Below are 26,066 nucleotides of genomic sequence, written 5' to 3' on the forward strand. Positions count from 1 at the left end.
AACCATTAAAAAAGCCGGTCATGCATGATGCAGACCGGCTTTTTGTTTTACAGCTCAGGCATCAGAACAACTCGTGTTCCTGACCGTTATCCATAATGGTCGTCCCGACTTCATGCACCGCATGTTCAGTCGGTTGCGTTCCGTCCACGAAGTATTCCGGACGGCTGTTACCGCCGCCGTCAGACAACTTACCGGTGCTCTTGTCGATAGTGACCGTCACCACGCCCGGAGGCGGGGTTTGTGGCTGCTCCGGCACACCGTCCAGCACGGCTTTCATATAATCATCCCAGGCTGGCTGAGCACTTTTCGCGCCGCCTTCAGCCCCGGAGATTTGATCCGGGATCACGCCTGAAGCTGTTGAACGCCCCAGGTCACGGCGGTGATCGTCAAAGCCAATCCAGACCGACGTCACCACGTCAGGGCCGTATCCGGAGAACCAGGCATCTTTCGAGCTGTTGGTGGTACCGGTTTTACCGCCAATGTCATGACGCTTCAGATCACGTCCCGCACGCCAGCCCGTCCCCATCCAGCCCGGTTCCCCGAAGATGTTAGAGTTCAGGGCATCACTGATCAGGAATGACAGCGGCGTGCTGATCACATGCGGCGCATATTGCTGCGCGGCATCGACCTGAGGCGAGTTCGGTGGCACCTGTTCCAGTTGCGGCGTAGGCACGCTGTTATTGCTGTTGGTGGCCGAGGTGGCAACGTTTTCGACGTTATCATCCGACAGCACCGCAGATTTTTGCGTATCGCCATAAATCACCGGAATATTACAGGTGCGGCAGGCGATTTTCGGTTTGGCTTCAAACTGAACCTGACCGGACTCATCCACGATTTTGGTGATGAAATACGGGTCAACCAGATAGCCGCCATTGGTCAGTGTGGCGTAACCGCGCACAACCTGTAACGGGGTGAATGATGCGGAACCCAGTGCCAGTGATTCGGAATGAACAATGTTCGCTGCCGGGAAGCCGAAACGTTGCAGATATTCTGCCGCGTAATCCACGCCCATCGCACGCATTGCACGCACCATCACCACGTTCTTCGATTCACCTAACCCCTGACGCAGACGGATCGGGCCGTAATACGTTGGCGGTGAGTTTTTCGGACGCCAGTCGGTGCCCGCACCGGCATCCCAGCGGGTAATCGGCATGTCGTTGAGGATGGTCGCCAGTGTCAGGCCTTTATCCATCGCCGCGGTGTACAGGAACGGTTTAATGTTCGAACCGAGCTGGCGAACCGCCTGATTGGCGCGGTTAAACTTGCTCTGGTTGAAATCGAAACCGCCCACCAGGGCTTCAATCGCCCCGTCGTTTGGATTGAGGGAAACGATGGCCGAGTTGACGTCAGGCACCTGTGCCAGCCACCAGTCATCACCCACTTTACGCACCCAGACCTGCTGACCAGGACGCACCACGTCAGACACTTTCTTCGGTGTCGGACCCTGAGCGTTGTCATTACGGTAAGGTCGTGCCCAGCGCATGCCACTGAACGGCAGGCTGATCACTGCGCGGTTAGACATGGTGGCCGTCGCCTGCGCATCATCCGTTGCGGTGATCACCGCCGGGAACAGCGGGCCATACACCGGCAGGGTTTTCAGCGACTGAACAATCTTGTCCTGATCCCACGCTGGTTCACCCACTTTCCACAGCTGATTTGACGGGCCGCGGTAACCGTGGCGCATATCGTAATTGAGCACGTTGGTGCGCAGGGCTTCCTGCGCGGCTAACTGGGTTTTCCTGGTAATGGTGGTGTAAACCATGTAGCCGTCGTTATAGGCATTGTCGCCATAACGTTTCACCATTTCCTGACGCACCATTTCGGTCAGATATGGCGCTGAGAATTCAATGTGCGGGGCATGGTAATTCGCCACCAGCGGTTCGGCACGGGCCTGATCGTACTGCGCCTGCGTGATGTATTTTTCATCCAGCATACGGGCCAGTACGGTATTCCGGCGGGCCAGAGAACGGTCATGAGAATACAGCGGGTTGAAGGTCGACGGTGCTTTTGGCAGACCGGCAATCACCGCCATTTCACTGAGTGTCAGCTGACTGACATCTTTACCGAAGTACACCTGTGCCGCAGCGCCCACGCCATACGCGCGATAACCGAGGTAGATCTTATTCAGATACAGCTCGAGGATTTCGTCTTTGGACATCATCTGCTCAATGCGGATGGCCAGAAACGCTTCCTTAATTTTACGGGTCAGCGTGCGTTCGGGGCTTAAGAAGAAGTTACGGGCTAACTGCTGAGTAATGGTACTCGCACCCTGTGAGGCGTGACCGGACACCAGCGCAACGGAAGCCGCACGGAAAATACCGATCGGATCCACGCCGTGATGTTCATAGAAACGACTGTCTTCGGTCGCGATAAACGCATGCACCATTTCCGGTGGGATCTGGTCAAGTTTCAGCGGGATACGGCGTTTTTCACCGTACTGGGCGATCAGATCACCTTCGGCACTGAAAACCTGCATGGGTGTTTGCAGGCGCACGTCTTTAAGCGTGGCGACGTCGGGTAGCTGTGGCTCGATATATTTATACAAACCGAAGATCGAGGCTGCTCCCAGCAAAATGCAACACACTGCAAGAATCAATAAATACTTTACGAACTTCACCTGAGATTTCCCATTAAGTGTCAATTGGGCAGTTTATAAACAACCGCGCGGTAGTATAAAGGCAAGCCAGCAACATGGATACGTTCTTTTATTTACTTGACGATATGGAGATTGGGCGAAAATGCGACTACAAGCATGGCAGGTAGGTCTGGATATTCAAGCCGGTTTTGCCCGAGCGATCGCCGTTCAGCGGCGGCGTCATGGCTGGCAATTACGTCACTGGTGGCAGCATCCGTTGCCCCCTTTCACATTGCGGGAGGGGATATTACATGAGACCGCGCCGCTGATCGCCATTTTATCGTGCTGGCGAAAAACGCTGCCGGCAGGTTTCTCATTGCGAATTAGCCTTCCTGCACAACGTATTATGCAGCAACGCATGGCCGCGCCGGATGCCCGTTTGTGTGAGCCACAGCGCAGTGCTTTCATCTTTTCCCATGCGGCAAAGCAGTTTCCCCTGAGCGTGGAACATCTGGTGATGGACTACCGCGCCGATCCCCACGGCGACAATCAGGTGGTTGTCACGGCGGCCAGACAACAGGAAATCGAACAGTGGATGCAATGCATGGCGCAGGCACAGCTGTTTCCTGAGGCCATCGAGCTGACACCCTGCGCGCTTCAGATCGCGGCTCAGGCTGCCGGGCTGCCCGGCGATGCCATGTTGATCCATCCTCTTGATGATGCCCTGCTGTGGGCTTCGCCGCACAGTTTGCCGTTTCAGTTTGGTCTGCTGGAAGGGGCAGAAGCCGAAACGAAAACGCCGCTGTCGCAGTACATCCGCTCACAATATCGTGCGGCGACACTGTGCAGCCGTGAAGACTATTACAGCGGCGAACCCGCCCCCGCCCCGATGCAATACTGGTCGCCTTTGCGTGCGATCACGCAACTGTCAGCGCCTTTGCCTGCCAGCCCCGGTGCGTTCGCGCCTGCCGTCGGGCTGGCATTGCGCGCGGCGGATTACTGATGCTGCAGGTCAACTTATTGCCGTGGCGCGCCCTGCGCCGCCAGCGACGGATGCGTGACTGGCTGAGGCTTTTTGCCGTCACGCCGGTACTGGTTATAACGGGGACTTTTCTCCTCGTTGCGTTTCTTATGCAGGAAAGGGCGCTGCGGCAACTGCACCTGTCCGCGCTGAATTCCGCTGCGCAAACGCTGGTACTCCGGCAGCAGCGTGTGGAAACCGCCGCTGTACAGCTAAACGCCCTGACAGAAAAACGTGCGCTGAGCCATCAGCGTCTGCAGCGAGGCCGGGATGACCTGCAGCTGCTGGAATTGCTGGCCTCCCGGATGCCGGAAGACATCTGGCTGAATGAACTGACAGAGCGGCAGGGAATGCTGATGTTAAAAGGCGAAGGGAGGTTCTATCACCAGATTCTGGCTTTGAGCGACACGCTGTCAGCGAGCGAATTACTGGGCCACGTCCGGCTTTCCGATGTGCAGCAAAAACCAGACGGAACGCTGAGTTTTGTCATGCAAACGCCGCTCCGGGCGGTCAGTTCTCCGGCTGCGGCGGAGGCATCGCAATGACGCGGCTCCTTGCTGAACGACTCGAACCGCTGATGGAAAAACCGGGCTGGCAGCGGGCGCTGATCCTGATCGCCTTTTTACTGGTTCTGATTTTCCTGATGTATCTGGCCGCAGTGCGGGGCATGTGGCAACAACTGCAGACGCTGACGCACGACATTGCCTCCGCGCAACAGGGCATCTCACGCACTCAGGCGGCATTGCTACGCCTGCCGCCGCTGGAACATCTGCAGCGCGAACTGAAACACCATGCGCAGGTTGAACGGCAGAGCCTGCCGCTGGAACAGCAATTTGCCCAACCGCTGCAAGCGTCTCAGGCGCGGCTGATCCGCTGGCAACCCGTGCCTGATGCGAAAGCGCAGCCGGAGGGCGAGCTGGAATTACAGGCGTCTTTTACCGGACTGATGGATTTTCTTTATGCGATGCAGCAAGGGTCTCAACATCCTGCCCTCAGTGAGCTGAGTCTGCACACAAACGACGCCGGTTTGGTGGTTTCGGTACTGCTCACTCAAACCCCTGATGCGGAAAAAACGACGGAACTTACGCAGGCCGTCGTCGCCCGGCGTGACCCTTTTGCCGCGCCGCAATCCTCCGCCTGTGCGAGTGTTTTGCAGGCGGCTGACTGGACGCTGAGTGGTGTGTCACAGACGGGTGATCAACGTTCCGGCTGGCTGCTGTCTCCTGACGGGCAATGGAGCAAAGTCGAAACCGGCACCCGCTTCGGCACGCCACCATGGACAGTCGAACTTCTGAGCGCCTCGCAGGTGGCACTCACTCTCAGTGACGCGCGCTGCGGCGTTCAGCGTCAGATCCTCCGCCTCGGCACACGCAATGATTCTCCAGGGAAGGGACAATGAAAATGATGAAATATGTTGGCAGCAAAATGGTGCTGTCGTTGCTGTGTTTATGCCTGAGCCCGGTAAACGCCGCCGCACCGGCGCAGGTGTCACTGGAATTCCAGTCATCGCCGGTCGGGTTAGTGTTGCAGGCTCTGGCGGATTCGCGGCAGTTGAATCTGGTGACCGCGCCGGGTGTGGAAGGGCAGATAAGCGTGAAACTCAAAGATGTGCCGTGGCAGCAGGCGCTCGACATTATTTTGCGAATGAACCGCCTTACCAGCCAGTTGCAGGGCAATGTCTTACTGATCTCGCCCGAAGTGGACCAGCAGGCTGCGCAACAGCAAATAAAAGAGGCTGCCGAACAACAGGCGCTGCAACGTCCGGTGGTCAGTCTCACGGTACCGTTAAACTATGCGGATGCCAAAGAGACGGCAATGAGTCTGAATGCGCAGAAAGGCTCGCTGCTTTCGGCAAAAGGCATTGCGACAGCGGATGTCCGTACCAATACGCTTTTGCTGCGTGATACGCAGGAAGCGCTGGATATCGTGGCACCGTGGATAAAAGAAATGGATTTGCCGTTACAACAGGTGCAACTGGCAGCGCATATCGTGACCATGAACAGTGAAAGCCTGCGCGAACTTGGCGTGCGCTGGGGATTCACCGGTGAGGAAGCCATCACCAAAGCCGTACGCATGAACAATTTCAGTATGGGGATGCCGGTGGAGAACCCGATATTCACCGCCGGTTTTAATCTGGCGCATATCAGCGGACGGATACTCGATCTGGAACTGACCGCCCTTGAGCAGGAAGACAAAGTCGATATTATCGCCAGCCCGCGTCTGATGACCGCCCACATGCAAACCGCCAGCATCAAACAGGGAACGGAGATCCCGTATCAGGTTTCCAGCGGAGCCAGCGGCAGTACCTCCATTGAATTTAAAGAAGCGGTACTGGGCATGGAAGTGATGCCGAAAATTCAGCGCGACGGACGCATTCAGCTGGCCTTACAGATAAGCCAGAACATGCCCGGAAGAAGTATCAAACAGGCGGAAGGCGAGGCGCTGGCGATTGATAAACAGGAAATCAAAACGCAGGTCACCGTAAAAGATGGCGAAACCCTGGTCCTCGGCGGGATTTTCCAGCGCAAAAATCAAAAAACCGATACCAAGGTGCCGGTGTTGGGGGACATACCGGTGGTCGGTTCCTTGTTTAAACATCAGTACAACAATGAACAACGGCGCGAGTTGGTGATTTTCATTACCCCGACCTTAATCCGCACCCGTTAAATGGGTATTCTGACTTAACGGAAATCGCACAATAACGTTGAGCACATGCAACTTTTTGCGTCGTGAGGGGCTTCTGAGTTTGACGCTGCGTTCGATTTAGCTTACAAGGGTTACCGAATTGAGCACCGTGATCTTTTTATTACGACAGACACGCCGATAAAAACGTACGGTTTCCCTCCTGCGGCGTGCAAAGTGATTTATTCGGTTGCCAAACTACCAAGAGTGTTGAGATAATTTTTTTCTGATCTCGCACTATATCGCTCATGAGGTTTCAGTTTAGGTCCCGCCGCTAATTTGATTGGCGGGGCGGGTTATCATCAACGAATTGTCTTAGTAATACCGAAAAACATGGCAGAGAAACGCAATATCTTTCTGGTTGGGCCTATGGGTGCCGGCAAAAGCACTATTGGTCGACAGTTAGCTCAGCAACTCAATATGGAGTTTTTCGACTCCGATCACGAAATTGAGCGACGTACCGGAGCTGATGTGGGCTGGGTATTTGATTTGGAAGGCGAAGACGGATTCCGCGACCGCGAAGAAAAAGTGATCAACGAACTGACCGAAAAACAAGGCATTGTTCTGGCAACAGGTGGCGGTTCCGTGAAATCACGTGAAACCCGTAACCGTTTGTCAGCGCGTGGCGTTGTCGTCTATCTTGAAACTACCATCGAAAAACAACTGGCGCGTACACAACGCGACAAAAAACGTCCATTATTACAAGTGAGTGCTCCGCCACGTGAAGTGCTTGAAGCACTGGCGAGAGAGCGTAATCCTTTGTATGAAGAGATTGCCGACGTCACTATTCGTACCGATGATCAAAGTGCCAAAGTCGTGGCTAACCAGATTATTAACATGCTGGAAAGTAACTGATTATTGGTGTCCATCATTGCCTGAGGGTGTCAGTTAAAGAAGGTCACAGAGCGCGACATGGAGAGGATTACCGTAACGTTAGGGGAGCGTAGCTACCCGATTACGATTGCTGCCGGATTGTTCCACGATCCGGCTTCTTTTATGCCGGTAAAGGCAGGCGATCAGGTCATGATAGTGACCAATGAAACCCTCGCCCCTCTCTATCTGGACGCACTCCGTTCAGTACTGGAGCAGGCAGGCGTTCGTGTTGATCAGGTGATTTTGCCTGATGGTGAACAATACAAATCCCTGACTGTTCTGAATGACGTGTTCTCCGCGCTGCTCGAAAAGCCGCACGGACGTGATACTACGCTGATCGCCCTTGGCGGTGGCGTTGTCGGTGATTTAACCGGCTTCGCTGCGGCCAGTTATCAGCGCGGTGTGCGCTTTGTACAGGTGCCAACCACGCTGCTTTCTCAGGTTGATTCCTCCGTTGGCGGTAAAACGGCGGTAAACCATCCACTCGGAAAAAACATGATCGGCGCGTTTTATCAACCTGCGTCGGTGGTGATTGATCTCGACTGTCTGCGAACGCTGCCTGCCCGTGAAATGTCATCGGGTCTCGCAGAAGTGATCAAATACGGCATTATTCTGGATGCCGACTTCTTTGTCTGGCTTGAAGACAACATGGACGCTTTACTGGCGCTGGATATGAACGCGCTGGCCTATTGCATCCGTCGTTGCTGCGAGCTGAAAGCCGAGGTTGTGGCTGCCGATGAACGTGAAAACGGCATGCGCGCCTTGCTGAATCTGGGCCATACTTACGGCCATGCTATTGAAGCGGAAATGGGTTACGGTAACTGGTTGCATGGCGAAGCTGTGGCGGCCGGTATGATGATGGCCTGTTATACGGCCCATCGCCTGGGACAATTCAGTCTGGGCGATATTGCCCGGGTGAAAGCCTTACTGACCCGCGCAGGGTTACCTGTGACCGGCCCCGACGTTATGGACGCGCAGTCTTATCTGCCGCACATGATGCGTGATAAGAAAGTACTGGCTGGCGAACTGCGTCTGGTTTTACCGAAAGCAATTGGTCAGTCTGAAGTACGCTCCGGCGTATCGCATGAAATGGTGCTGGCTTCGATTGAAGATTGCCGTTAAGACTGCGGCCAGAGTTTTGGCCAGATAACGACCGATTTTACGTTTGCCCGCAAAGCTTTATATTTTTAGTCAGGATAGTTGCTCCGCGTAAAGCCTTTCAGGCTTTTGCCGGGTTGGAGGTTTTAGATGGATGATTTAACACCGGAAGACGATCTCAAACCAGATACCAGCGATCGCCGCCCACCGCGCGCGCGCAAACCGTCTCCTTCCCTTCCAAAGGTCGCTGTTTCCCGTCAGTACGTGATGATCGGCATCGGTATCGTGGTGCTGGTTCTGCTGATTGTCGGTATCGGCTCGGCCATGAAGTCACCTTCCTCCAGCCAGTCTGCTCAGCAGAACAACGGACCGAAAGACATTAGCCTCGCGGGTAATGACGCGGCGGCACCTGCTCAACCTTCCGCGCAGGCTCAGGCCAATACCGCGCAGGCCATTGATGGTCAACAGCCCGCTGACGGCCAGCAACCGAAGAGTATCGGCTTGCCGCCGGTCTCTCCGACACCGACTGAAGCACAGCCTGTGCCTGATAACGGTCAGGTGAAAGAACGTGTCGATTTGCCGGGTGACATGAGCGATGCGCTCTCAGCTCAGCAAAATCAGGTGGATGGCGTGGCACAAGGCAGCATGGCGCCTGCCGCTCAGTCACTGACCTCTCTGCCCACCGCGCCGGCAACGGTGAACGGCTCGGCACGGACTCAGGCTCCGGCGGGTTCTCAGCCTTCCGCGACCCATACCCGTCCGGCGCAGCCTTCACGCAATACCCAGCCTGCGCATACCGCCAAACCGGCTGAGCATAAGCCTGCGGCGACGCACACGGCGAAAACACCGGCAACCAAATCTCAGACTGCCGTCCCTGCGGCGTCGGCCCCGGTCGTGGCTTCCGGCAGTGCATCTGCCATCAAGTCTGCACCGGGCACGCACTTTACCCTGCAACTGAGCGGCGCGTCGCAGTCGAATACACTGAATGCATTTGCCAGACAGCAGGGCCTGAAAAATTATCTGGTTTATCAGACAGCCCGCGACGGGAAGCCGTGGTTTCCATACCCGTCCGGCGCAGCCTTCACGCAATACCCAGCCTGCGCATACCGCCAAACCGGCTGAGCATAAGCCTGCGGCGACGCACACGGCGAAAACACCGGCAACCAAATCTCAGACTGCCGTCCCTGCGGCGTCGGTCGTGGCGGCAGTGCATCTGCCATCAAGTCTGCACCGGGCACGCACTTTACCCTGCAACTGAGCGGCGCGTCGCAGTCGAATACACTGAATGCATTTGCCAGACAGCAGGGCCTGAAAAATTATCTGGTTTATCAGACAGCCCGCGACGGGAAGCCGTGGTTTGTGCTGGTGAGTGGTAACTATGCTTCTTCTGCAGAGGCGAAACGTGCTATTTCCAGCTTGCCTGCGGAAGTTCAGGCGAAAAAACCGTGGGTCAAGCCTGTACATCAGGTACAGCAAGACCTGAAAAAATGAAACTGATCTCAACGCGATTTGCTGTCTAAAAACAGGATACAATCCGCGGCTGTGAATTGTATAAGTAGCTACTGACGGCATGAAGAAGAACCGCGCGTTTTTGAAGTGGGCTGGCGGCAAATACCCGCTGATTGATGACATCAAACGTCATCTTCCGGCGGGAGATTGTCTGATCGAGCCTTTTGTTGGCGCGGGCTCGGTGTTTTTAAATACCGAGTATGACGCTTATATTCTGGCAGACATCAACAACGATCTGATCAATCTCTACAACATTGTGAAGACACGCACCGAGGAATTCGTGCGTGATGCTCGTGTGCTTTTTACGCCAGAGTTTAACGAATCAGATCGTTTTTACGTCCTGAGGGCTGAGTTTAATGCCAGCAGCGATCCTTATCGTCGTTCGGTACTTTTCCTCTATCTCAACCGCCATTGTTACAACGGCCTGTGTCGTTATAATCTCAGTGGTGCGTTTAACGTGCCTTTCGGACGTTATAAAAAACCGTATTTCCCTGAAGAAGAACTCTACTGGTTCGCTGAAAAAGCGAAGAATGCGGTGTTTGTGTGTGAGCATTATCAGGACACGTTGCTGAAAGCGCAGGCTGGCTCGGTGGTCTATTGTGATCCGCCTTACGCGCCGCTTTCCGCCACCGCCAATTTTACGGCGTATCACACCAACAGTTTTAGTATGGATGATCAGCGCAATCTGGCCCGGCTGGCGTATCAGCTCTCTCATGAGAACAGTGTGCCGGTGCTGATTTCCAACCATGAAACACCACTGACTCTGGAATGGTACGCAGAGGCCAAGCTGCACCGCGTGTCAGCGCGGCGTACCATCAGCAGCAAAGTTGCACAACGCAGCATGGTGAATGAACTTTTAGCGCTATATCGCTGATTGCTGGCCCGCCGGTGATCGTCAGGTAACCCTATCGTATGGAGAAGCGGATGAAACAGTTTTTGATTGCACCGTCCATTCTGTCTGCTGACTTTGCCCGTCTGGGTGAAGACACAGCCAAAGCCCTGGAAGCGGGCGGAGATGTTGTCCATTTTGATGTGATGGATAACCACTACGTCCCAAATCTGACGATGGGGCCTGCTATTCTTAAATCGCTGCGCAATTACGGCATTACCGCACCGATCGATGTTCACCTGATGGTCAAACCGGTTGATCGTCTGATCCCGGATTTTGCCGAAGCGGGTGCCTCTTACATCACATTCCATCCTGAAGCCTCCGAGCACGTTGACCGTTCGCTGCAACTGATTAAAAGCCACGGCTGTAAAGCCGGTCTGGTGTTTAACCCGGCAACCTCTCTGAGCTATCTCGATTATGTGATGGATAAACTTGATGTGATCCTGCTGATGTCGGTCAACCCCGGCTTTGGTGGTCAGTCGTTTATTCCCGGCACGCTGGATAAACTCCGTCAGGTGCGCAAAATTATTGATGCCAGCGGATATGACATTCGTCTGGAAGTCGACGGCGGTGTGAAAGCGGAGAATATCGGCGAAATCGCCGCCGCAGGCGCTGACATGTTTGTCGCCGGTTCGGCCATTTTCAACCAACCGGATTACCGCACGGTGATCGACCATATGCGCAGTGAACTGGCTAAGGTCTCCCATGACTGAGGTCCTCGCCGCGCGCGGTGTCGGTTTTGATCTCGATGGTACGCTGGTGGACAGCGCGCCGGGTCTTTCCGAAGCGATGGATCTGGCGTTGCAGGATTTTGGATTGGCTGCTGCCGGTGTTGAGCGTCTCAGTACCTGGATTGGCAACGGTGCTGATGTCATGGTCGAGCGCGCGGTGCGCTGGGCCGAAGGCGATCTGTCAGCGGAGTATCTGCAAAAAGTCCGCGACAAATTCGATCACTATTATGCGGATACCGCCGCAACCGGCAGCCGTTTATATCCTCAGGTCAAAGAGACGCTGGCGGCACTGGCCGCAGCGGGGCTGCCAATGGGGCTGGTGACCAACAAACCGACGCCGTTCATCGCGCCTTTATTGCAATCGCTCGGTATCGACAGCTATTTCACCGTGGTGATTGGTGGCGACGATGTGGTGGCGAAAAAGCCGCATCCGGCTCCGGTCTATATGACGCTGGCTCTGCTGGGATTGCGCGCCAGTGAAATGGTCTTCGTGGGTGATTCACGCAATGATATTCATGCTGCACAGGCCGCTGGCTGCCCGTGTGTCGGCATGACTTACGGTTACAACTACGGCGAAACTATCGCGCTGACCAAACCCGATCGCGTACTGGATAATTTCGCCGACCTTTTGCCCACTCTGGGGCTGTCATCTTTAAAAGATCAGGAAGCATAAAATGAGTAAACCCATCGTATTTAGTGGCGCACAGCCCTCCGGCGAATTGACCATTGGCAACTACATGGGTGCGCTGCGTCAATGGGTCAAAATGCAGGACGACTACGAATGCATTTATTGCATCGTCGATTTGCACGCGATCACCGTGCGTCAGGATCCGGTAAAACTGCGCAAAGCGACGCTCGACACGCTGGCGCTGTATCTGGCGGTCGGCATTGATCCGAAGAAAAGTACCATCTTCGTGCAGTCTCATGTTCCTGAACACAGCCAGCTGAGCTGGGCGCTGAACTGTTACACCTATTTTGGTGAGCTGGGTCGTATGACGCAGTTCAAGGACAAATCCGCGCGCTACGAAACGTCCAACAGCGAAAGCATCACCGCCGGTCTGTTCGATTATCCGGTGCTGATGGCCGCCGATATTCTGCTGTACCAGACCAATCAGGTGCCGGTCGGTGAAGACCAGAAACAGCATCTGGAACTGAGCCGCGATATCGCTGCCCGTTTTAACGCGATTTACGGTGATGTGTTCACCGTGCCAGAACCGTTTATTCCTAAATCCGGTGCGCGTGTGATGTCGTTGCAGGAACCGACCAAGAAGATGTCCAAGTCGGATGACAACCGCAAAAACGTGATCGGCCTGCTGGAAGATCCGAAAGCGGTGACCAAAAAGATTAAAAGCGCGATGACCGATTCTGAAGAGCCACCGGTCATTCGTTACGATATTAAAAACAAGCCAGGCGTGTCGAACCTGCTGGATATTCTTTCCGGTGTGACCGGCAAAGCGATTCCTGAGCTGGAAGCGGAATTCGAAGGCCAGATGTATGGTCATCTGAAAGGCGCGGTAGCCGAAGCGGTATCCGGCATGCTGACCGAGGTGCAGGAGCGTTTTAACCGTTTCCGCAGCGACGAAGCTTACCTGCAACAGGTGATGAAAGAAGGGGCGGAGAAAGCCCGCGCCCGCGCCAGCGTGACACTGAAAAAGGCCTATGAAGCCATTGGTTTCGTCAGCTACGAATAAGTCAGGCCCGGCACTCCATCAAAAAGCCACGTCTTTTCGGACGTGGCTTTTTACTTTCAGGATTTCACGAGCCGGTGTTGAAGTTATAGGTAAAGGTCGCGTTATAGCGCCAGTCGCGGGACGAACTGTCGAGCGGCACATCGCCAATCGGTCTGGCGGCTTCCACGGATAACGAATAGTGACGGTTATCGCCAAACATCACGCCAATGGCGTAAGACGACAGATTTTGTTTGGGCAGCCCCGGCTGGTTAAATCCGGTATGTGCGGCATCCACTACGGCGTAAGGCTGAATGGTTTTCAGCCATTCTCCCTGTTCCAGACTGTGGATATAACGCATTTCCACCTGTCCGCCGACACCGTAATCCCCCTGGGCATCACTGTCGGGATAACCGCGCCCGTAATGCAGCGCACCAAAATTCACACGCTCCGGTTCAGGTAAATCATTATCCGACCAGTCACCTTCCACGGATGAACTCAACCGCCATTTTTTATCGAACAGATAGGCCGCATCGCCGTTAAATTTCCAGCGGGTAAACGTCAGATCTGCATTGGGTGTGGAGTTCGTCGCCCCCAGACCGTCGATCCCCTGACGGACATTGAAGGTGGTATGCCAGTAAGCCTGATCATATTCCCGGTAGCCAGTCAGTGACAGTTCTGCGGCCGGATAGCGGATCCGCTGGCTGACCTGCGGCAGGTCAATCTGCTGATTGCCCAGCCTTGCCCGCAAATCGTATTGGTATTTTTTATCGAGATAATCCAGACCGCCGCTGACCGTCCATTGTTTTTTCCGCGTCAGCTGCAACGGATAGCTGAATACCACGCCGCCGTTATATTGTGTCTGGGTGTTTTGCGCCCCGACGTCGATGCCGTTGGGCAGCAGTAATATGCTGTTGTAATCCTTATCTTTCTGCTGGTAATAACTGCCTTTCAGCTGCATCAGCAACCCGTCGTCGCCAAGATATTGCTGATAGTTCAGACCGGCGTAGGTTTTACGGGTATCGCTTTCCAGCGGGATTAAGGTCGCAATGCCGAACTGCTCGCCGTAGGTGCTCAGGCCGCTCAGCGTGGCGTTAACCACGGCAGAACTGTCACCTTTGCGGGTATCGACCGCTGTCGCAATATTCCAGTTCCGCTGGCGTACCGCGTCGACATTCAGCGTGGTCGCGCCGTAAATGTTGTTCGGATTATTGGCCGAGGCGCTGACTTTGGTATCCGGCGTGCGCCCCATCAGAAGGGTGTACCGTTCAAAGGTATCCTGCGTCAGCGGCTTCTCCGCCATGATGTGCTGCGATAATTTACTCAGCCAGCGGCCCACCTGCTGATTGTCACTGCGGATTTGCGTACCGGAAATGTATCCCTCCACCAGACCGATGCTGAGCACGCCCTCTTTAAAGTTATCGGCCGGAATATAGGCGTAAGAGAGAATAAAACCGTCGCGGTGATAGCGTTGGGTGATCGTGTCGGTGGCCGCCAGTAATGCCGAAAGCGGCACCTGTTTGCCGATAAAGGGAGCGAAGGGTGCGGCCAGTGAATCCAGCGGATACTGAGTGCCGCCGACAAACTGAATGTGTCTGACGTCAATCAGGGTCTGGGGTGTCAGGCTGGGAGGAGACTTTTGTGCGGGCAAGGCGATATTTTGCGTTTTGGCCGGAGGCTGGGAAATCGGCTGCGCCAGTTTGGCCGGGTTATTCGGGTCGATCAGGGTAGGAAACATATCTGCCGAACTGTAGCCAATGGCAGAACCCAGTAAAGCCACTATGCAGGATTTTATTCTCATAAACATTCCTTTGAACGCACAGGGAAACGTTACCACTCAGAGATGCCAGCCCGCTCTCCGCCAGAACCGGAAAGCGGGCTTTTTCTACCAACGCTCATTAACAGATTTACGGCGTGGTTTTGACTTTCAGACCCAGGCCGCCGGTCAGTCCTCCCACTGTCGTGCCTACCCCGGCCAGTAAACCGCCGGATTGCGTGACGGATGCGCCAGCGCCCGCCGAAATGCCGCCGGAATTGCTGGCGGTCGTGGTGGTTGTGCTGCTGGCAGGAACCAGAATGGTCCCGGTTTTAGACACGGCCTGTCCGGTGCCGGTCACCACCTGTCCGAGACCGGCCAGCGCCGGTGTGGTGGTTGCCAGTTGCGTCCCTGCGCCGCTGACGGTAGTGCCCACCTGATTCAGCAAGCCGTTAACCGGTGTGCCCAGCCCTGTTGCGCCGCCGACGGCTTGTGTGGTGCCCTGAACTTTGGCGACAACGGGCGTCACGATACCGGTGGTCGCCGTGGTGACTTTAGAAAGCTCACCGCTTTGCACGTTTGTCGCTAATCCGTTACCCGTTGTGGTGACCACTTTCCCGACGTTATTGACCAGCCCGCCTGCTGCGGATGTCACGCCGCTGACCGGTGTTCCTGTGGTATTGGCAGCCAGTGAGGTCCCCAGCCCTGACACGCCGGTGCCCAAATCCGCCACGGCAATGGGCACGCCGGCGACGGTGGTGCCGACGGCATTCGGATTGGTACCGAGTTGTCCCAGCCCGTTTTTCACGCCGCTGCCCACGTCAGTCACCGCTTTACCGGTACTGTCGATGATGGTCACGACGCCAGTACCGGCGACCGGAATATTACTGATCGGTGTCTGGGTGGCGATGCTGCTGACCTGCGTACCCAGACCACTGACCGCGCTGCCTGCGCTGCTCAGGATCGTCGCGCTGGCAAGCGTGGTTGACGGTGTTGTCCCTGTGCCGCCGGTTCCTGTTCCGCCGCCAGTCCCGGTTCCGCCACCGCTACCGGTGCCTGCCCCGGTACCCGATCCTGTGCCGCTTCCATTCCCGGCGGTGGAGGTTCCGTCACCGCCCGTTGAAGTCCCTGTCCCTGTCCCTGAACCTGTGCCATCGCCGGTCGTTGCTGAGCCGGTGGTGGACGTTTTTGCCGTATGAGAAGAACCGCCGCCGCCACTGCCGCTACAGGCAGCCAGTGACAGGGCGACTAAGATTGCCAGGGCAACCTTGTTTACATGACCAACATGAATGGTATGGCGCATGAGATGACCCTCCACGGGAGAATACGCCACAGTTGGCGCTCTTAAAGTTTAAGTTTAAGATGCTGGATATTCCATTTGACAGGGGGTTTTATTTCAAAATGAGATCAGGGTTTGCCGTGTATAAGGAATTATATTCTGTTATCAGAATCTTCCCATAATGCGACAGGGAGAAGTGAAATGTTATTCACTTCTCTGAATTGATTAATAAAATAAATGGAGTTTTTTTAAGCAGAAGGCGCGGATTGCGGCGTTTCGCTGGCAAACCAGTTGAGTTTCTGCCGCAGGCTGACCACGCTGCCGACAATAATCAGGCTGGGACTTTGGACCTGTTTCGCCAGTTTTTCGAGTTCAGTGAGCGTTCCGGTGACTACGCGCTGCTGCTGGCTGGTGCCATTTTCCACCAGCGCGACAGGCGTTTCTGCTGCCAGACCGTTTTCCAGCAAACGGCGCTGGATCTCGCCGGCCTGCGTCAGTCCCATATAAAACACCAGCGTTTGCTGGCTTTGCGCCATGCATGCCCAGTCAATAATGCCGTCCTGTTTTGCATGACCGGTGATAAGCCTGACGCTTTGCGCGTGGTCACGGTGAGTCAGCGGAATGCCGCTGTAGGCCGAACAACCTGAGGCGGCTGTGATGCCCGGTACGACGGAAAAGGCAATGCCCGCCGCTTTCAGGGCTTCGAGTTCTTCGCCGCCACGACCAAAAATAAACGGATCGCCGCCTTTCAGCCGGACAACCCGTTTGCCCATCTGCGCCTGTTCCAGCAGGATTTCATTGATGCGTTCCTGCGGCACACAATGGTGTCCGCCACGTTTGCCGACGAAAATCCGCTCCGCGTCGCGGCGCACCAGATTCAGCACGCTGTCAGACACCAGCCGGTCGTACACCACCACGTCGGCCAGTTGCATCTGCTGCAAGCCTTTGAGCGTCAGCAGTCCGGCGTCGCCCGGCCCCGCACCGACCAGGATCACTTCGCCATGCTTATCCACCGGCTCGCGGAACATTGCGTCGAGATAGTCGCGGCTTTGCGTGTCGTCGTTATTCGCCAGTGACTGTGCCAGACGATGATGATTGAACAGTTTTTCCCACCAGCGGCGGCGCTCAGAGGCGTCAGGAAAATGCGTTTTGACCCGCGCCCGCAGTCCGCCCGCCACCTGCGCCAGCTTGCCCAGATGTTGCGGCAAAATGGATTCAAGACGTTCGCGCAGCAGACGCGCCAGCACCGGCGCGTTCCCGCCGGAAGACACCGCGATCATCAGCGGAGACCGGTCGATGATGGACGGCATGATCACGCTGGCGCTTTCCGGCGCGTCCACCACGTTACAAAACACGCGGCGATGCTCAGCGGCTTCGCTGACTTCCTGATTCACCAAATCGGAATCGGTCGCGGCGACCACCAGCCATTTTTCATCCACCAGCAGCGGTGAGAATTCGCCGCGCAACAGGCGGACTTTGCCTTCGTCTGCCCAGATCTGAAATTGCGGCGTAAAGGTAAGCGCATTCACCGTCAGTGTTGCACCGGCATCCAGCAGCAAACGTGCTTTACGTTCAGCCACGTCACCGGCACCCACCAGCAGACAGGCTCTGTTTTTTAACTGACAAAAAAGGGGCAGGTAATCCATAGACAGTGTTCTCTGAGACAGCATGTTTTGAAAAAAGAATAACGCCGCCCGGAGGCGGCGTGGAAAGCGCGGAGTTTAGCAGGTTACAGCCTGAAGGCTGGCGGTATTGATTTCCACCTTCCCGTCGCGCACACGGACTTCGTAAGCCGGAACCGAATACTGGCTGTCTTCCATGCACAGGCCGTCAGTCAGGCGGAAATGTTGCTTTTTCAGCGGACTGGCGACCCACAGCTCGCCCTGATGTTCAGCGATAATCCCGCGTGAAAGTACGCTGGCCTGCGCGAACGGATCGATATTCGACAGGGCAAAAATCTGCTCATCGGCGTAAGGGCGGAACAGCGCGACCTGCTGATCGCCTGCCAGTGCGCACACGCCGCAGGCAGGCAGGATCTGATCGACAGAACAAAGCGTTAACCACTGGCTCATCATACTTCCTCCCCGTCAGTGACCAGCGTCACCGGAATACGTTCGTCAGGACGCGCCGGACGATGCTGCTGACGTTCACCGACAAACTGCACGTTCGGATCACGCTGGCTGCTGTTGATAAAGTGGCTGAAGCGGGTTTGTGCCGCCGGATCGTTCAGCGTTTCCTGCCATTCACAGACGGCGGAATCGCGCAGGCGCGCCAGTTCGGCTTCCAGCTGTTCGTTAAGACCAAGTTTGTCGTCGATGATGACTTTACGCAGATAGCTGATGCCGCCTTCGAGGTTGTCCATCCAGACTGACGTGCGTTGCAGCTTATCGGCGGTGCGGATGTAGAACATCATGAAACGGTCGAGATAACGCAGCAGCGTGTCGTTATCCAGATCGGCGGCCAGCAAATCGCCGTGGCGGGGTTTCATGCCGCCGTTGCCGCAGACATACAGGTTCCAGCCGTTTTCCGTGGCGATAATCCCGACGTCTTTACCCTGCGCTTCGGAACATTCACGGGTACAGCCCGACACGCCGAACTTCATTTTGTGTGGCGTGCGGATGCCTTTATAGCGGTTTTCCAGACTGATGCCGAAACCGAGGCTGTCGCCCACGCCGTAACGGCACCAGGTGCTGCCGACACAGGTTTTCGCCATGCGCAGGGCTTTGGCGTACGCCTGACCGGTTTCGAATCCGGCGTTAATCAGTTTCTGCCAGATGGCCGGTAAATCGTCTTTTTGCGCGCCGAACATGCCGATGCGCTGCGAGCCGGTGATCTTGGTGTAGAGATTGTATTCCGCCGCGATTTCGCCGATGGCCTGCAATCCCTGCGGGGTAATTTCACCGCCCGGCGAGCGCGGGATCACGGAATACGTGCCGTCTTTTTGCATGTTGGCGAGGAACACGTCGTTGGTGTCCTGCAACGGCGTGTGCTGCGGTTTCAGTACGTAGTCATTCCAGCATGACGCCAGCAGCGAGCCGACGGTCGGTTTACACACTTCACAGCCGTAACCTTTGCCGTATTTGTTCAGCAGATCGTCGTACGAACGGATGCCTTCCACGCGGATCAGGTGATACAGCTCCTGTCGGGAATACGCGAAGTGTTCGCACAGATGATGGTTCACTTCGATGCCTTGCTTGCTCAGTTCAGCATTCAGCACCTGCGTGACCAGCGGAATACAACCGCCGCAGCCGGTACCGGCTTTGGTCGCTGATTTCAGCGCCGCGACGGTATGGCAGCCGCCCTGAACGGCTTTGATGATGTCGCCTTTGGTGACGTCAAAACAGGAACAGATTTGCGCGCTTTCCGGCAGGGCATCGGTGCCAATCACCGCGCTGATCCTGCCTGCATGAGCGGGCAGGATCAGCGCGTCCGGATTTTCCGGCAACGGAATGCTGTTCAGCACCAGTTGCAGCAGGTTGCCGTAATCGCTGGTATCCCCGACCAGTACCGCGCCGAGCAGGGTGGTGTTGTCTTCGCTGACCACCAGACGTTTGTACAGCGCCTTGCTTTCATCCAGATACACATAGCTGCGGGCACCCGGCGTACGGGCGTGGGCATCGCCGATACCGGCCACATCAACGCCCAGCAGTTTCAGTTTGGCGCTCATGTCTGCGCCGGTGAAGGCGTTATCGCGACCAAGTAAATGGTCGGCGGTGACCTGCGCCATTTTGTAGCCCGGCGCGACCAGACCGAAGGTGCGCTGATTCCACGACGCACATTCGCCGATGGCGTACACGTCCGGATCGCTGGTCTGGCACTGATCGTTAATCACGATGCCGCCGCGCGGGGCGATCTCTAGATCACACTGGCGTGCCAGTTTATCCTGCGGGCGGATACCGGTGGAGAACACGATGAAATCGACTTCCAGGAAGGTGCCGTCGGCGAATTCCATCGTTTTACGGGCTGACGTGCCGCCCTGAACAATCTGTTGAGTATTTTTGGCGGTGTGAACCCGCACGCCCATGCTTTCGATTTTCTGGCGTAGCTGGCTGCCGCCCATGGTATCAAGCTGTTCCGCCATCAGGCCGGGGGCGAACTCGACCACGTGCGTTTCCACACCGAGGTTTTTCAGCGCACCGGCGGCTTCAAGGCCAAGCAAACCGCCGCCTACCACGGCACCGCGTTTGCTGCGACGGGCGCAGGATTCGATGGCGTGTAAGTCTTCAATGGTGCGGTAAACGAAGCAATCCTGACCGTCGGAACCCGCGATTGGCGGCACCCACGGGTAGGAACCGGTGGCGATAATCAGTTTGTCGTAATACACCGTGCGGCCGCTGCTGGAATGAATGACTTTTTCCTTGCGGTTCAGCGTAATCGCCCGTTCGCCAATCAGCACGTTGACGTTGTGTTTTTCGTAGAAGCCTTCGCGAACCAGTGACAGTTCTTCGGCGGTATGATGGGAAAAATAGGAGGAAAGATGGACGCGGTCGTAGGCCACGCGCGGTTCTTCACACAATACCGTGATCTCGAACTGACCCGGTTCTGCTTTATCCAGTAAATCTTCGATAAAGCGATGGCCCACCATGCCGTTGCCTATTATCGCGAGTCTGACTTTGCTCATAAATGCCTCAAATTTGATTTTCTACGGCTAAACATAACCCGCGCGTAACAGGGGGTATTGATGCAAATCAAGCCGGTTTCAATATACTCCTTAGGTGGTATTTGTCTGATTTTATTGGGTTTTTATGTAACCTTTCGATTTATAAACACTTTCAGGCTATTGTTCTAAGATTGGCTCTCCCCTCACTGACAACGCAGTCTTTCTAAAAACGATGAGGTAACGCGTGACGAAAACTCTTTTGCGTACCATTAAAAATGTACGATTGCCTGACCGGGAAGGGTTATGGCAGATCGATATCGAAGACGGCATGATCCGCCAGATTGTCTCCCAACTGGACAATGCCGATTACGGCGAAGATATTCTGGATGCCGGCGGCGGGCTGGCAATACCTCCCTTTATCGAGCCGCATATTCATCTTGATACCACCCAGACCGCCGGTCAGCCCGCGTGGAATCAGTCCGGTACGTTGTTTGAAGGCATTGAACGCTGGGCAGAACGCAAGGCGCTGCTGTCGCACGAAGACGTCAAACAGCGCGCATGGCAGACGCTGAAATGGCAGATTGCCAATGGCATCCAGCATGTGCGCACGCACGTGGACGTCTCTGATCCGACGCTGACCGCGCTGAAGGCCATGCTGGAAGTGAAAGCCGAGGTGGCGCCTTGGGTGACGCTGCAAATTGTGGCGTTTCCGCAGGAAGGCATTATGTCGTACCCGAATGGCGAAGCCCTGCTGGAAGAGGCGCTCAGGCTGGGCGCGGACGTGGTCGGTGCCATTCCGCACTTCGAATTCACCCGCGAATACGGCGTGGAATCGCTGCATAAAACCTTCGCGCTGGCGAAGAAATACCATGCGCTTATCGACGTGCATTGCGATGAAATTGACGATGAACAGTCACGGTTTGTGGAAACCGTCGCCGCGCTGGCCCTGCGTGAGAATATGGGTTCACGCGTCACCGCCAGCCATACCACGGCGATGCACTCCTACAACGGCGCCTACACCTCGCGTTTGTTCCGTTTGCTGAAAATGTCGGGTATTAACTTTGTCGCCAATCCGCTGGTCAACATCCACCTGCAGGGACGGTTCGATACCTATCCGAAACGCCGCGGTATCACGCGGGTCAAAGAAATGCTCGATGCCGGGATTAACGTCTGTTTCGGCCATGATGACGTGTTCGACCCGTGGTATCCGCTAGGCACCGCCAACATGTTGCAGGTGCTGCACATGGGGCTGCATGTTTGTCAGCTGATGGGATATCAGCAAATCGATGACGGCCTGAAACTGATCACCACTTACAGCGCCCGCACCATGAACCTGCAAGGCTACGGTCTGGAAAGCGGCCACGCCGCCAGTCTGGTGATCCTGCCTGCGCAAAGCGGTTTTGATGCGGTGCGTCGTCAGACGCCGGTGCAATATTCCCTGCGTGAGGGCGTGCTGATCGCACAAACGCAAATGGCGAAAACGACAATTCATCTGGATAAAGATTACCCCGTAGATTTCAACAGCTAACGCGGCATTTATCCGATGTAATATTTTGAAATATCTGAATAAATTATTCAAGAGCGTAAATAAAGGTAAAGGTCTGGCGCTGAGCGTAAAGGCTCTTTAGAATCAGTGAGATCTGTTGTTTGTATTCTGGAGAAAGGAACCGTCATGTTTAAACGTACTTTAGTGGCCCTGACTGCGCTGCTATCCCTGTCAGCCCTGTCGACTGCTTTTGCGGCTGGCCAGACTCACGTCATGCTGACCACGTCAGCAGGGAATATCGAACTGGAACTCGACAGTGCGAAGGCACCGGTTTCTGTGAAAAACTTCGTTGATTACGCCCAGAGCGGCTATTACAACAACACCATTTTCCACCGTGTGATCCCGGGCTTCATGGTACAGGGCGGCGGTTTCACCACTGACATGCAGCAGAAAGCCACCAAAGAGCCGATCAAGAACGAAGCCGACAACGGCCTGCGCAACCTGCGCGGTACGGTCGCCATGGCGCGTACTGCTGATAAAGACAGCGCCACCAGCCAGTTCTTCATCAACGTGGCAGACAATGCGTTCCTCGATCACGGCCAGCGTGATTTCGGCTATGCCGTATTCGGTAAAGTCATCAAAGGAATGGACGTGGTAGACAAAATGTCTCAGGTTAAAACCGACAATGTCGGGCCTTACCAGAACGTGCCGACGACCCCGATTGTGATCCTGTCTGCGAAAGTGCTGCCTTAATTTTTCAGCCTTTCTGCCAGAATACTGTTTTTCTAAGCCTCCGGTTCCGGGGGCTTTTTATTGCCCGTTTATTGACGCTCCTCTGATGAGACTTATAGTTTTAAGTAACGCGCCCGCGTCCCCCTTTCAAGGAAAATGACATGAGTGAAGCCCGTCTGATCGCCAAAGCCATGAGTGAAGGTAAACCGGTGGATGATCTGGTGATCCTGCCTGCGCTGGCCAACCGGCATGGACTGATTACCGGCGCGACCGGTACCGGTAAAACCGTCACGCTGCAACGGATGGCGGAGCAGTTTTCCCGCATTGGCATTCCGGTTTTTCTGGCGGATGTGAAAGGCGATTTGTCCGGTATTGGCGCAGAAGGCGTGCTGTCGGAAAAACTCACCGCGCGGCTAAATAATATCGGTGTGACGGACTGGCAACCGCAAGCGTGCAGCATTATTCCGTGGGATATTTTCGGAGAAAAAGGCCATCCTATCCGTGCGACGATTTCTGATCTGGGGCCGTTGCTGCTGGCGCGGTTACTTGATCTCAATGAGGTGCAAAGCGGCGTATTACAACTGGTGTTTAAGATTGCCGACGACAACGGACTGTTGTTGCTCGACATGAAAGATCTGCGGGCGATGGTGCAGTTTACCGGCGATAACGCGAAACAATTTCAGACGCAGTACGGCAACATTTCCTCAGCCTCCGTCGGGGCGATTCAGCGTGGTTTGCTGACGCTGGAAGGTCAGGGCGCCAATCAGTTCTTCGGCGAGCCGATGCTGGATATCAATGACCTGATGAAAACCGACAGCAACGGTCACGGCATTATCAACCTGCTGGCAGCGGATAAGCTGATTAACCAGCCGAAACTCTACGCCGTTTTCCTGCTGTGGCTGCTGGCGGAGTTGTTTGAGCAACTGCCGGAAGTCGGCGACCCTGAGCAACCGAAACTGGTGTTCTTTTTTGATGAAGCGCATCTGCTGTTTAATGATGCCCCGCAGGCATTGCTGACCAAAATCGAACAGGTGGTGCGCCTGATCCGCTCCAAAGGCGTGGGGATTTACTTCGTGACGCAAAACCCGCTGGATATCCCTGACAGCGTGCTCGGTCAGCTCGGCAACCGCGTACAACATGCCCTGCGCGCGTTTACGCCGCGTGATCAGAAAGCGGTAAAAGCGGCAGCACAAACGCTGCGTGCCAATCCGGCATTTGATGCGGAAACGGCGATTACCGAACTGGGCGTCGGCGAGGCGCTGGTGTCATTCCTTGATGAGAAAGGGCGGCCGGAAGTGGTACAGCGGGCGATGGTGATCGCCCCGGAATCTAAAATGGGCATGCTGGGCGAGGAAGGGCGCAACAAAGCCATCAATCAGTCGCCGCTGTATGGTCGCTACGAAGACAGTATTGACCGTGAATCCGCCTACGAGAAAATCACCGCGCAAGGGTTTGGCACCGTCGCCACACCGCAATCCGCCGGTTCGGCCAAACCCGCCGCAGAAGCCCCTTCCGGTGGCGGGCTGATGGGCGGACTGAATGAGATCCTGTTCGGCAGCACCGGCCCGCGCGGCGGCAAACGTGACGGCGTGGTGCAGGTTGCCGCAAAAAGCATGGCGCGGGATTTAGGGCGTCAGATTTTGCGCGGCGTGCTTGGCTCCATTATGGGCGGCCGGAAAAAGTAATCCCTCTTCAGCTTACGTTCATCAGCTGAAACGCATCAGCTGATGAGCAGATTATCGTGTCTGATATCTCAGTTTTGCCTGCAATTTCTCACTGACTACAAGGCTTTTTGCGAAACCTGGCACGTTGCTGCCAGCCGTTCAGGGGTAAAACCGTTCAACTTGAAGGCTGTCACGTTTTTCGCCTGTGCGGGTTTGTAGGCTGAATTGCTTTTGGGCTAAATCAATTCAGCAAAAAGGAGTTATTGTGAAAAAATTACTCGTTACCGGGATCGTTATGGGGCTTTTTTCGTGGCAGGCTGCAGCACAAACTATTGTGCTGACGGATGCTGAAGCCGGTACAGAACTGGGAAACTGGAAGACTGACAGCAAAAAGCTGAATATCGCAGGGGCAGATTTCAGCATCGAACAGAAAGTGCTGCATGGCGGTAAACAGGAAGGGTCAAAAGTCATCACGATTACCAGCAAAGGGCTGACGATTGCCCTGAGTCCGACGCGGGGGATGGATTTGCTGCATGTGACCGGCGATAACATCCGCTTAGGCTGGGATTCACCGGTTCAGGAAGTGGTCAATCCGGCGTATATCAACCTTGAAAGCCGTAACGGTGTGGGCTGGCTGGAAGGTTTCAATGAAATGATGGTACGGTGCGGCTTTGAATGGACCGGACATCCGGTGACCGCCGACGGCATGATTTATACGCTGCACGGCCGGGCGGGCAATACACCCGCCTCTAAAGTGGAGATTGATATTGCCGACAAAGCCCCTTATGCAATCACTGTGCGCGGCTTGCTGAAAGAAGACACCTTTAAGAAAGCCAGGCTGGAAACCTGGACCGCGCTGCGTTACGTGCCCGGCAGCTATTCCTGGACCATTCACGATACCCTGACAAACGCGTCGGATTATCCGCACGACTACCAGATTATTTATCACAGTAATTTCGGCCAGCCGATCCTTGAAGAAGGTGCCCGTTTCATTGCGCCGCTGAAATCGATTTCGCCATTCAATGATTACGCCAAAAAAGGGTTATCTGACTGGCAGACTTACGCCCGGCCGACCAAAGACTTTGATGAAATGGTCTTTAATATGGTGCCGCTGGCAGATGCGCAGGGCAAAACCATTGCCGGTGTGGTGAACAAAGCGGGAAATAAAGGGGCATCGATTGAATTCGATACCCATCAGTTGCCGCTGCTGACGCTGTGGAAAAACACCGATACGCTGAGACAGGGCTACGTGACCGGTATTGAGCCGGGGACGAATTATGCCTATCCGGTGACCATCGAACGTGAACAGGGACGGGTGAAACAACTGCAGCCGGGCCAGAGCACGGTGTTTGAGCTGAAATATTCCCTGTTGCCGGATGCCGAAGCGGTGAAGCAGCTTGAAGCGCGGGTGAAAACGCTGCAAGCGGATCATAAAACGGACGTGAACGAGACGCCTGTCGCTGTTGAATAATCCGAGTTTAGGGCGCCGTGACGGGCGCCTTTT

General features: G+C 55.4%; 21 protein-coding genes and 1 pseudogene. 16 read left to right on the forward strand and 6 right to left on the reverse strand.

Annotation, left to right across the window (positions count from 1 at the left end):
* Nucleotides 1–61: 61 nt before the first annotated feature.
* Nucleotides 62–2,617 carry a peptidoglycan glycosyltransferase/peptidoglycan DD-transpeptidase MrcA gene (mrcA, locus tag J9880_RS09065; protein ID WP_095923807.1) on the reverse strand — a complete coding sequence of 852 codons (2,556 nt, stop codon included), beginning with the start codon at nt 2,615–2,617 and terminating at the stop codon, nt 62–64.
* A 121-nt stretch (nt 2,618–2,738) separates the two neighbouring features.
* Between mrcA and pilM the strand changes: the two genes are divergently transcribed.
* The 12 genes and pseudogenes from pilM (at nt 2,739) to trpS (ending at nt 13,069) form a co-directional block, all read left to right on the forward strand.
* Nucleotides 2,739–3,578: a pilus assembly protein PilM gene (gene pilM / locus J9880_RS09070; RefSeq protein ID WP_119825299.1), complete on the forward strand. Its 840-nt coding sequence runs from the start codon at nt 2,739–2,741 to the stop codon at nt 3,576–3,578.
* Nucleotides 3,578–4,141 carry a PilN domain-containing protein gene (locus tag J9880_RS09075; protein ID WP_232770352.1) on the forward strand — a complete coding sequence of 188 codons (564 nt, stop codon included), beginning with the start codon at nt 3,578–3,580 and terminating at the stop codon, nt 4,139–4,141. Before pilM ends, J9880_RS09075 begins: the two co-directional genes overlap by 1 nt.
* Nucleotides 4,138–4,995, forward strand: a complete 858-nt coding sequence (locus J9880_RS09080) for a pilus assembly protein PilO (protein WP_232770353.1) — start codon at nt 4,138–4,140, stop codon at nt 4,993–4,995. The genes J9880_RS09075 and J9880_RS09080 overlap by 4 nt, the downstream gene beginning before the upstream one ends.
* Before the next feature lie 5 nt (nt 4,996–5,000).
* Complete coding sequence (gene hofQ, locus J9880_RS09085; protein WP_232770455.1) at nt 5,001–6,263, forward strand: DNA uptake porin HofQ; 1,263 nt, start codon at nt 5,001–5,003, stop codon at nt 6,261–6,263.
* A 348-nt stretch (nt 6,264–6,611) separates the two neighbouring features.
* Nucleotides 6,612–7,133 (forward strand): shikimate kinase AroK, encoded by a 522-nt coding sequence (gene aroK / locus J9880_RS09090; protein ID WP_014333540.1) that lies wholly within the window; start codon nt 6,612–6,614, stop codon nt 7,131–7,133.
* 57 nt (nt 7,134–7,190) lie between these two features.
* Nucleotides 7,191–8,273, forward strand: a complete 1,083-nt coding sequence (gene aroB / locus J9880_RS09095) for a 3-dehydroquinate synthase (RefSeq protein WP_232770354.1) — start codon at nt 7,191–7,193, stop codon at nt 8,271–8,273.
* Nucleotides 8,274–8,399: 126 nt separating this feature from the next.
* Nucleotides 8,400–9,371: an SPOR domain-containing protein gene (locus tag J9880_RS09100; protein ID WP_232770355.1), complete on the forward strand. Its 972-nt coding sequence runs from the start codon at nt 8,400–8,402 to the stop codon at nt 9,369–9,371.
* 67 nt (nt 9,372–9,438) lie between these two features.
* Nucleotides 9,439–9,740: pseudogene (locus J9880_RS09105) on the forward strand (SPOR domain-containing protein); the annotation flags it as partial.
* A gap of 79 nt (nt 9,741–9,819) precedes the next feature.
* Entirely contained in the window at nt 9,820–10,632 is an 813-nt protein-coding gene (gene dam, locus J9880_RS09110; RefSeq protein WP_095923801.1) for an adenine-specific DNA-methyltransferase, read from the forward strand.
* Between the two features lie 50 nt (nt 10,633–10,682).
* Nucleotides 10,683–11,360, forward strand: coding sequence for a ribulose-phosphate 3-epimerase (gene rpe / locus J9880_RS09115; RefSeq protein WP_095923800.1), 678 nt, complete (start codon nt 10,683–10,685; stop codon nt 11,358–11,360).
* Nucleotides 11,353–12,051, forward strand: a complete 699-nt coding sequence (locus tag J9880_RS09120) for a phosphoglycolate phosphatase (protein WP_095923799.1) — start codon at nt 11,353–11,355, stop codon at nt 12,049–12,051. The genes rpe and J9880_RS09120 overlap by 8 nt, the downstream gene beginning before the upstream one ends.
* Nucleotide 12,052: 1 nt before the next feature.
* Entirely contained in the window at nt 12,053–13,069 is a 1,017-nt protein-coding gene (gene trpS / locus J9880_RS09125) for a tryptophan--tRNA ligase (protein ID WP_095923798.1), read from the forward strand.
* A 64-nt stretch (nt 13,070–13,133) separates the two neighbouring features.
* Here trpS and J9880_RS09130 read toward each other — a convergent pair whose 3' ends face one another.
* From J9880_RS09130 to nirB, 5 genes are all read right to left on the reverse strand, one after another.
* Nucleotides 13,134–14,846: a ShlB/FhaC/HecB family hemolysin secretion/activation protein gene (locus J9880_RS09130; RefSeq protein WP_232770356.1), complete on the reverse strand. Its 1,713-nt coding sequence runs from the start codon at nt 14,844–14,846 to the stop codon at nt 13,134–13,136.
* Nucleotides 14,847–14,952: 106 nt separating this feature from the next.
* Nucleotides 14,953–16,104 (reverse strand): collagen-like triple helix repeat-containing protein, encoded by a 1,152-nt coding sequence (locus J9880_RS09135; protein ID WP_232770357.1) that lies wholly within the window; start codon nt 16,102–16,104, stop codon nt 14,953–14,955.
* Between the two features lie 224 nt (nt 16,105–16,328).
* A complete protein-coding gene (gene cysG / locus J9880_RS09140; RefSeq protein WP_232770358.1) occupies nt 16,329–17,726 on the reverse strand; it encodes a siroheme synthase CysG in 1,398 nt (465 codons plus the stop codon).
* A 75-nt stretch (nt 17,727–17,801) separates the two neighbouring features.
* The gene (gene nirD, locus J9880_RS09145) at nt 17,802–18,152 is read right to left on the reverse strand and encodes a nitrite reductase small subunit NirD (protein WP_095923794.1); all 351 of its coding nucleotides are present in this window, start codon (nt 18,150–18,152) and stop codon (nt 17,802–17,804) included.
* A complete protein-coding gene (gene nirB / locus J9880_RS09150; protein WP_232770359.1) occupies nt 18,152–20,701 on the reverse strand; it encodes a nitrite reductase large subunit NirB in 2,550 nt (849 codons plus the stop codon). Before nirB ends, nirD begins: the two co-directional genes overlap by 1 nt.
* Before the next feature lie 223 nt (nt 20,702–20,924).
* On the opposite strand from nirB, the gene J9880_RS09155 reads away from it, so the two are divergent.
* From J9880_RS09155 to J9880_RS09170, 4 genes are all read left to right on the forward strand, one after another.
* Complete coding sequence (locus tag J9880_RS09155; protein ID WP_232770360.1) at nt 20,925–22,208, forward strand: cytosine deaminase; 1,284 nt, start codon at nt 20,925–20,927, stop codon at nt 22,206–22,208.
* A gap of 144 nt (nt 22,209–22,352) precedes the next feature.
* Nucleotides 22,353–22,919, forward strand: coding sequence for a peptidylprolyl isomerase A (ppiA, locus tag J9880_RS09160; protein WP_232770361.1), 567 nt, complete (start codon nt 22,353–22,355; stop codon nt 22,917–22,919).
* Nucleotides 22,920–23,059: 140 nt separating this feature from the next.
* Complete coding sequence (locus tag J9880_RS09165; RefSeq protein ID WP_232770362.1) at nt 23,060–24,583, forward strand: helicase HerA-like C-terminal domain-containing protein; 1,524 nt, start codon at nt 23,060–23,062, stop codon at nt 24,581–24,583.
* Between the two features lie 244 nt (nt 24,584–24,827).
* Complete coding sequence (locus J9880_RS09170; protein WP_095923789.1) at nt 24,828–26,033, forward strand: aldose 1-epimerase family protein; 1,206 nt, start codon at nt 24,828–24,830, stop codon at nt 26,031–26,033.
* The last annotated feature ends 33 nt before the right edge of the window (nt 26,034–26,066 follow it).

The organism is Rahnella victoriana, assembly GCF_021276285.1.
GTDB lineage: Bacteria > Pseudomonadota > Gammaproteobacteria > Enterobacterales > Enterobacteriaceae > Rahnella > Rahnella victoriana.

Excerpts from the sequence above, each read along its gene's own strand:
- J9880_RS09135 (WP_232770357.1), bottom strand. The coding sequence starts at position 16,104 with ATGCGCCATACCATTCATGTTGGTCATGTAAACAAGGTTGCCCTGGCA.
- rpe (WP_095923800.1), top strand. The coding sequence starts at position 10,683 with ATGAAACAGTTTTTGATTGCACCGTCCATTCTGTCTGCTGACTTTGCC.
- aroK (WP_014333540.1), top strand. The coding sequence starts at position 6,612 with ATGGCAGAGAAACGCAATATCTTTCTGGTTGGGCCTATGGGTGCCGGC.
- pilM (WP_119825299.1), top strand. The coding sequence starts at position 2,739 with ATGCGACTACAAGCATGGCAGGTAGGTCTGGATATTCAAGCCGGTTTT.
- aroB (WP_232770354.1), top strand. The coding sequence starts at position 7,191 with ATGGAGAGGATTACCGTAACGTTAGGGGAGCGTAGCTACCCGATTACG.
- J9880_RS09165 (WP_232770362.1), top strand. The coding sequence starts at position 23,060 with ATGAGTGAAGCCCGTCTGATCGCCAAAGCCATGAGTGAAGGTAAACCG.
- cysG (WP_232770358.1), bottom strand. The coding sequence starts at position 17,726 with ATGGATTACCTGCCCCTTTTTTGTCAGTTAAAAAACAGAGCCTGTCTG.
- dam (WP_095923801.1), top strand. The coding sequence starts at position 9,820 with ATGAAGAAGAACCGCGCGTTTTTGAAGTGGGCTGGCGGCAAATACCCG.
- J9880_RS09080 (WP_232770353.1), top strand. The coding sequence starts at position 4,138 with ATGACGCGGCTCCTTGCTGAACGACTCGAACCGCTGATGGAAAAACCG.
- ppiA (WP_232770361.1), top strand. The coding sequence starts at position 22,353 with ATGTTTAAACGTACTTTAGTGGCCCTGACTGCGCTGCTATCCCTGTCA.
- trpS (WP_095923798.1), top strand. The coding sequence starts at position 12,053 with ATGAGTAAACCCATCGTATTTAGTGGCGCACAGCCCTCCGGCGAATTG.
- hofQ (WP_232770455.1), top strand. The coding sequence starts at position 5,001 with ATGAAATATGTTGGCAGCAAAATGGTGCTGTCGTTGCTGTGTTTATGC.
- J9880_RS09130 (WP_232770356.1), bottom strand. The coding sequence starts at position 14,846 with ATGAGAATAAAATCCTGCATAGTGGCTTTACTGGGTTCTGCCATTGGC.
- nirB (WP_232770359.1), bottom strand. The coding sequence starts at position 20,701 with ATGAGCAAAGTCAGACTCGCGATAATAGGCAACGGCATGGTGGGCCAT.
- J9880_RS09100 (WP_232770355.1), top strand. The coding sequence starts at position 8,400 with ATGGATGATTTAACACCGGAAGACGATCTCAAACCAGATACCAGCGAT.
- J9880_RS09075 (WP_232770352.1), top strand. The coding sequence starts at position 3,578 with ATGCTGCAGGTCAACTTATTGCCGTGGCGCGCCCTGCGCCGCCAGCGA.
- nirD (WP_095923794.1), bottom strand. The coding sequence starts at position 18,152 with ATGAGCCAGTGGTTAACGCTTTGTTCTGTCGATCAGATCCTGCCTGCC.
- J9880_RS09120 (WP_095923799.1), top strand. The coding sequence starts at position 11,353 with ATGACTGAGGTCCTCGCCGCGCGCGGTGTCGGTTTTGATCTCGATGGT.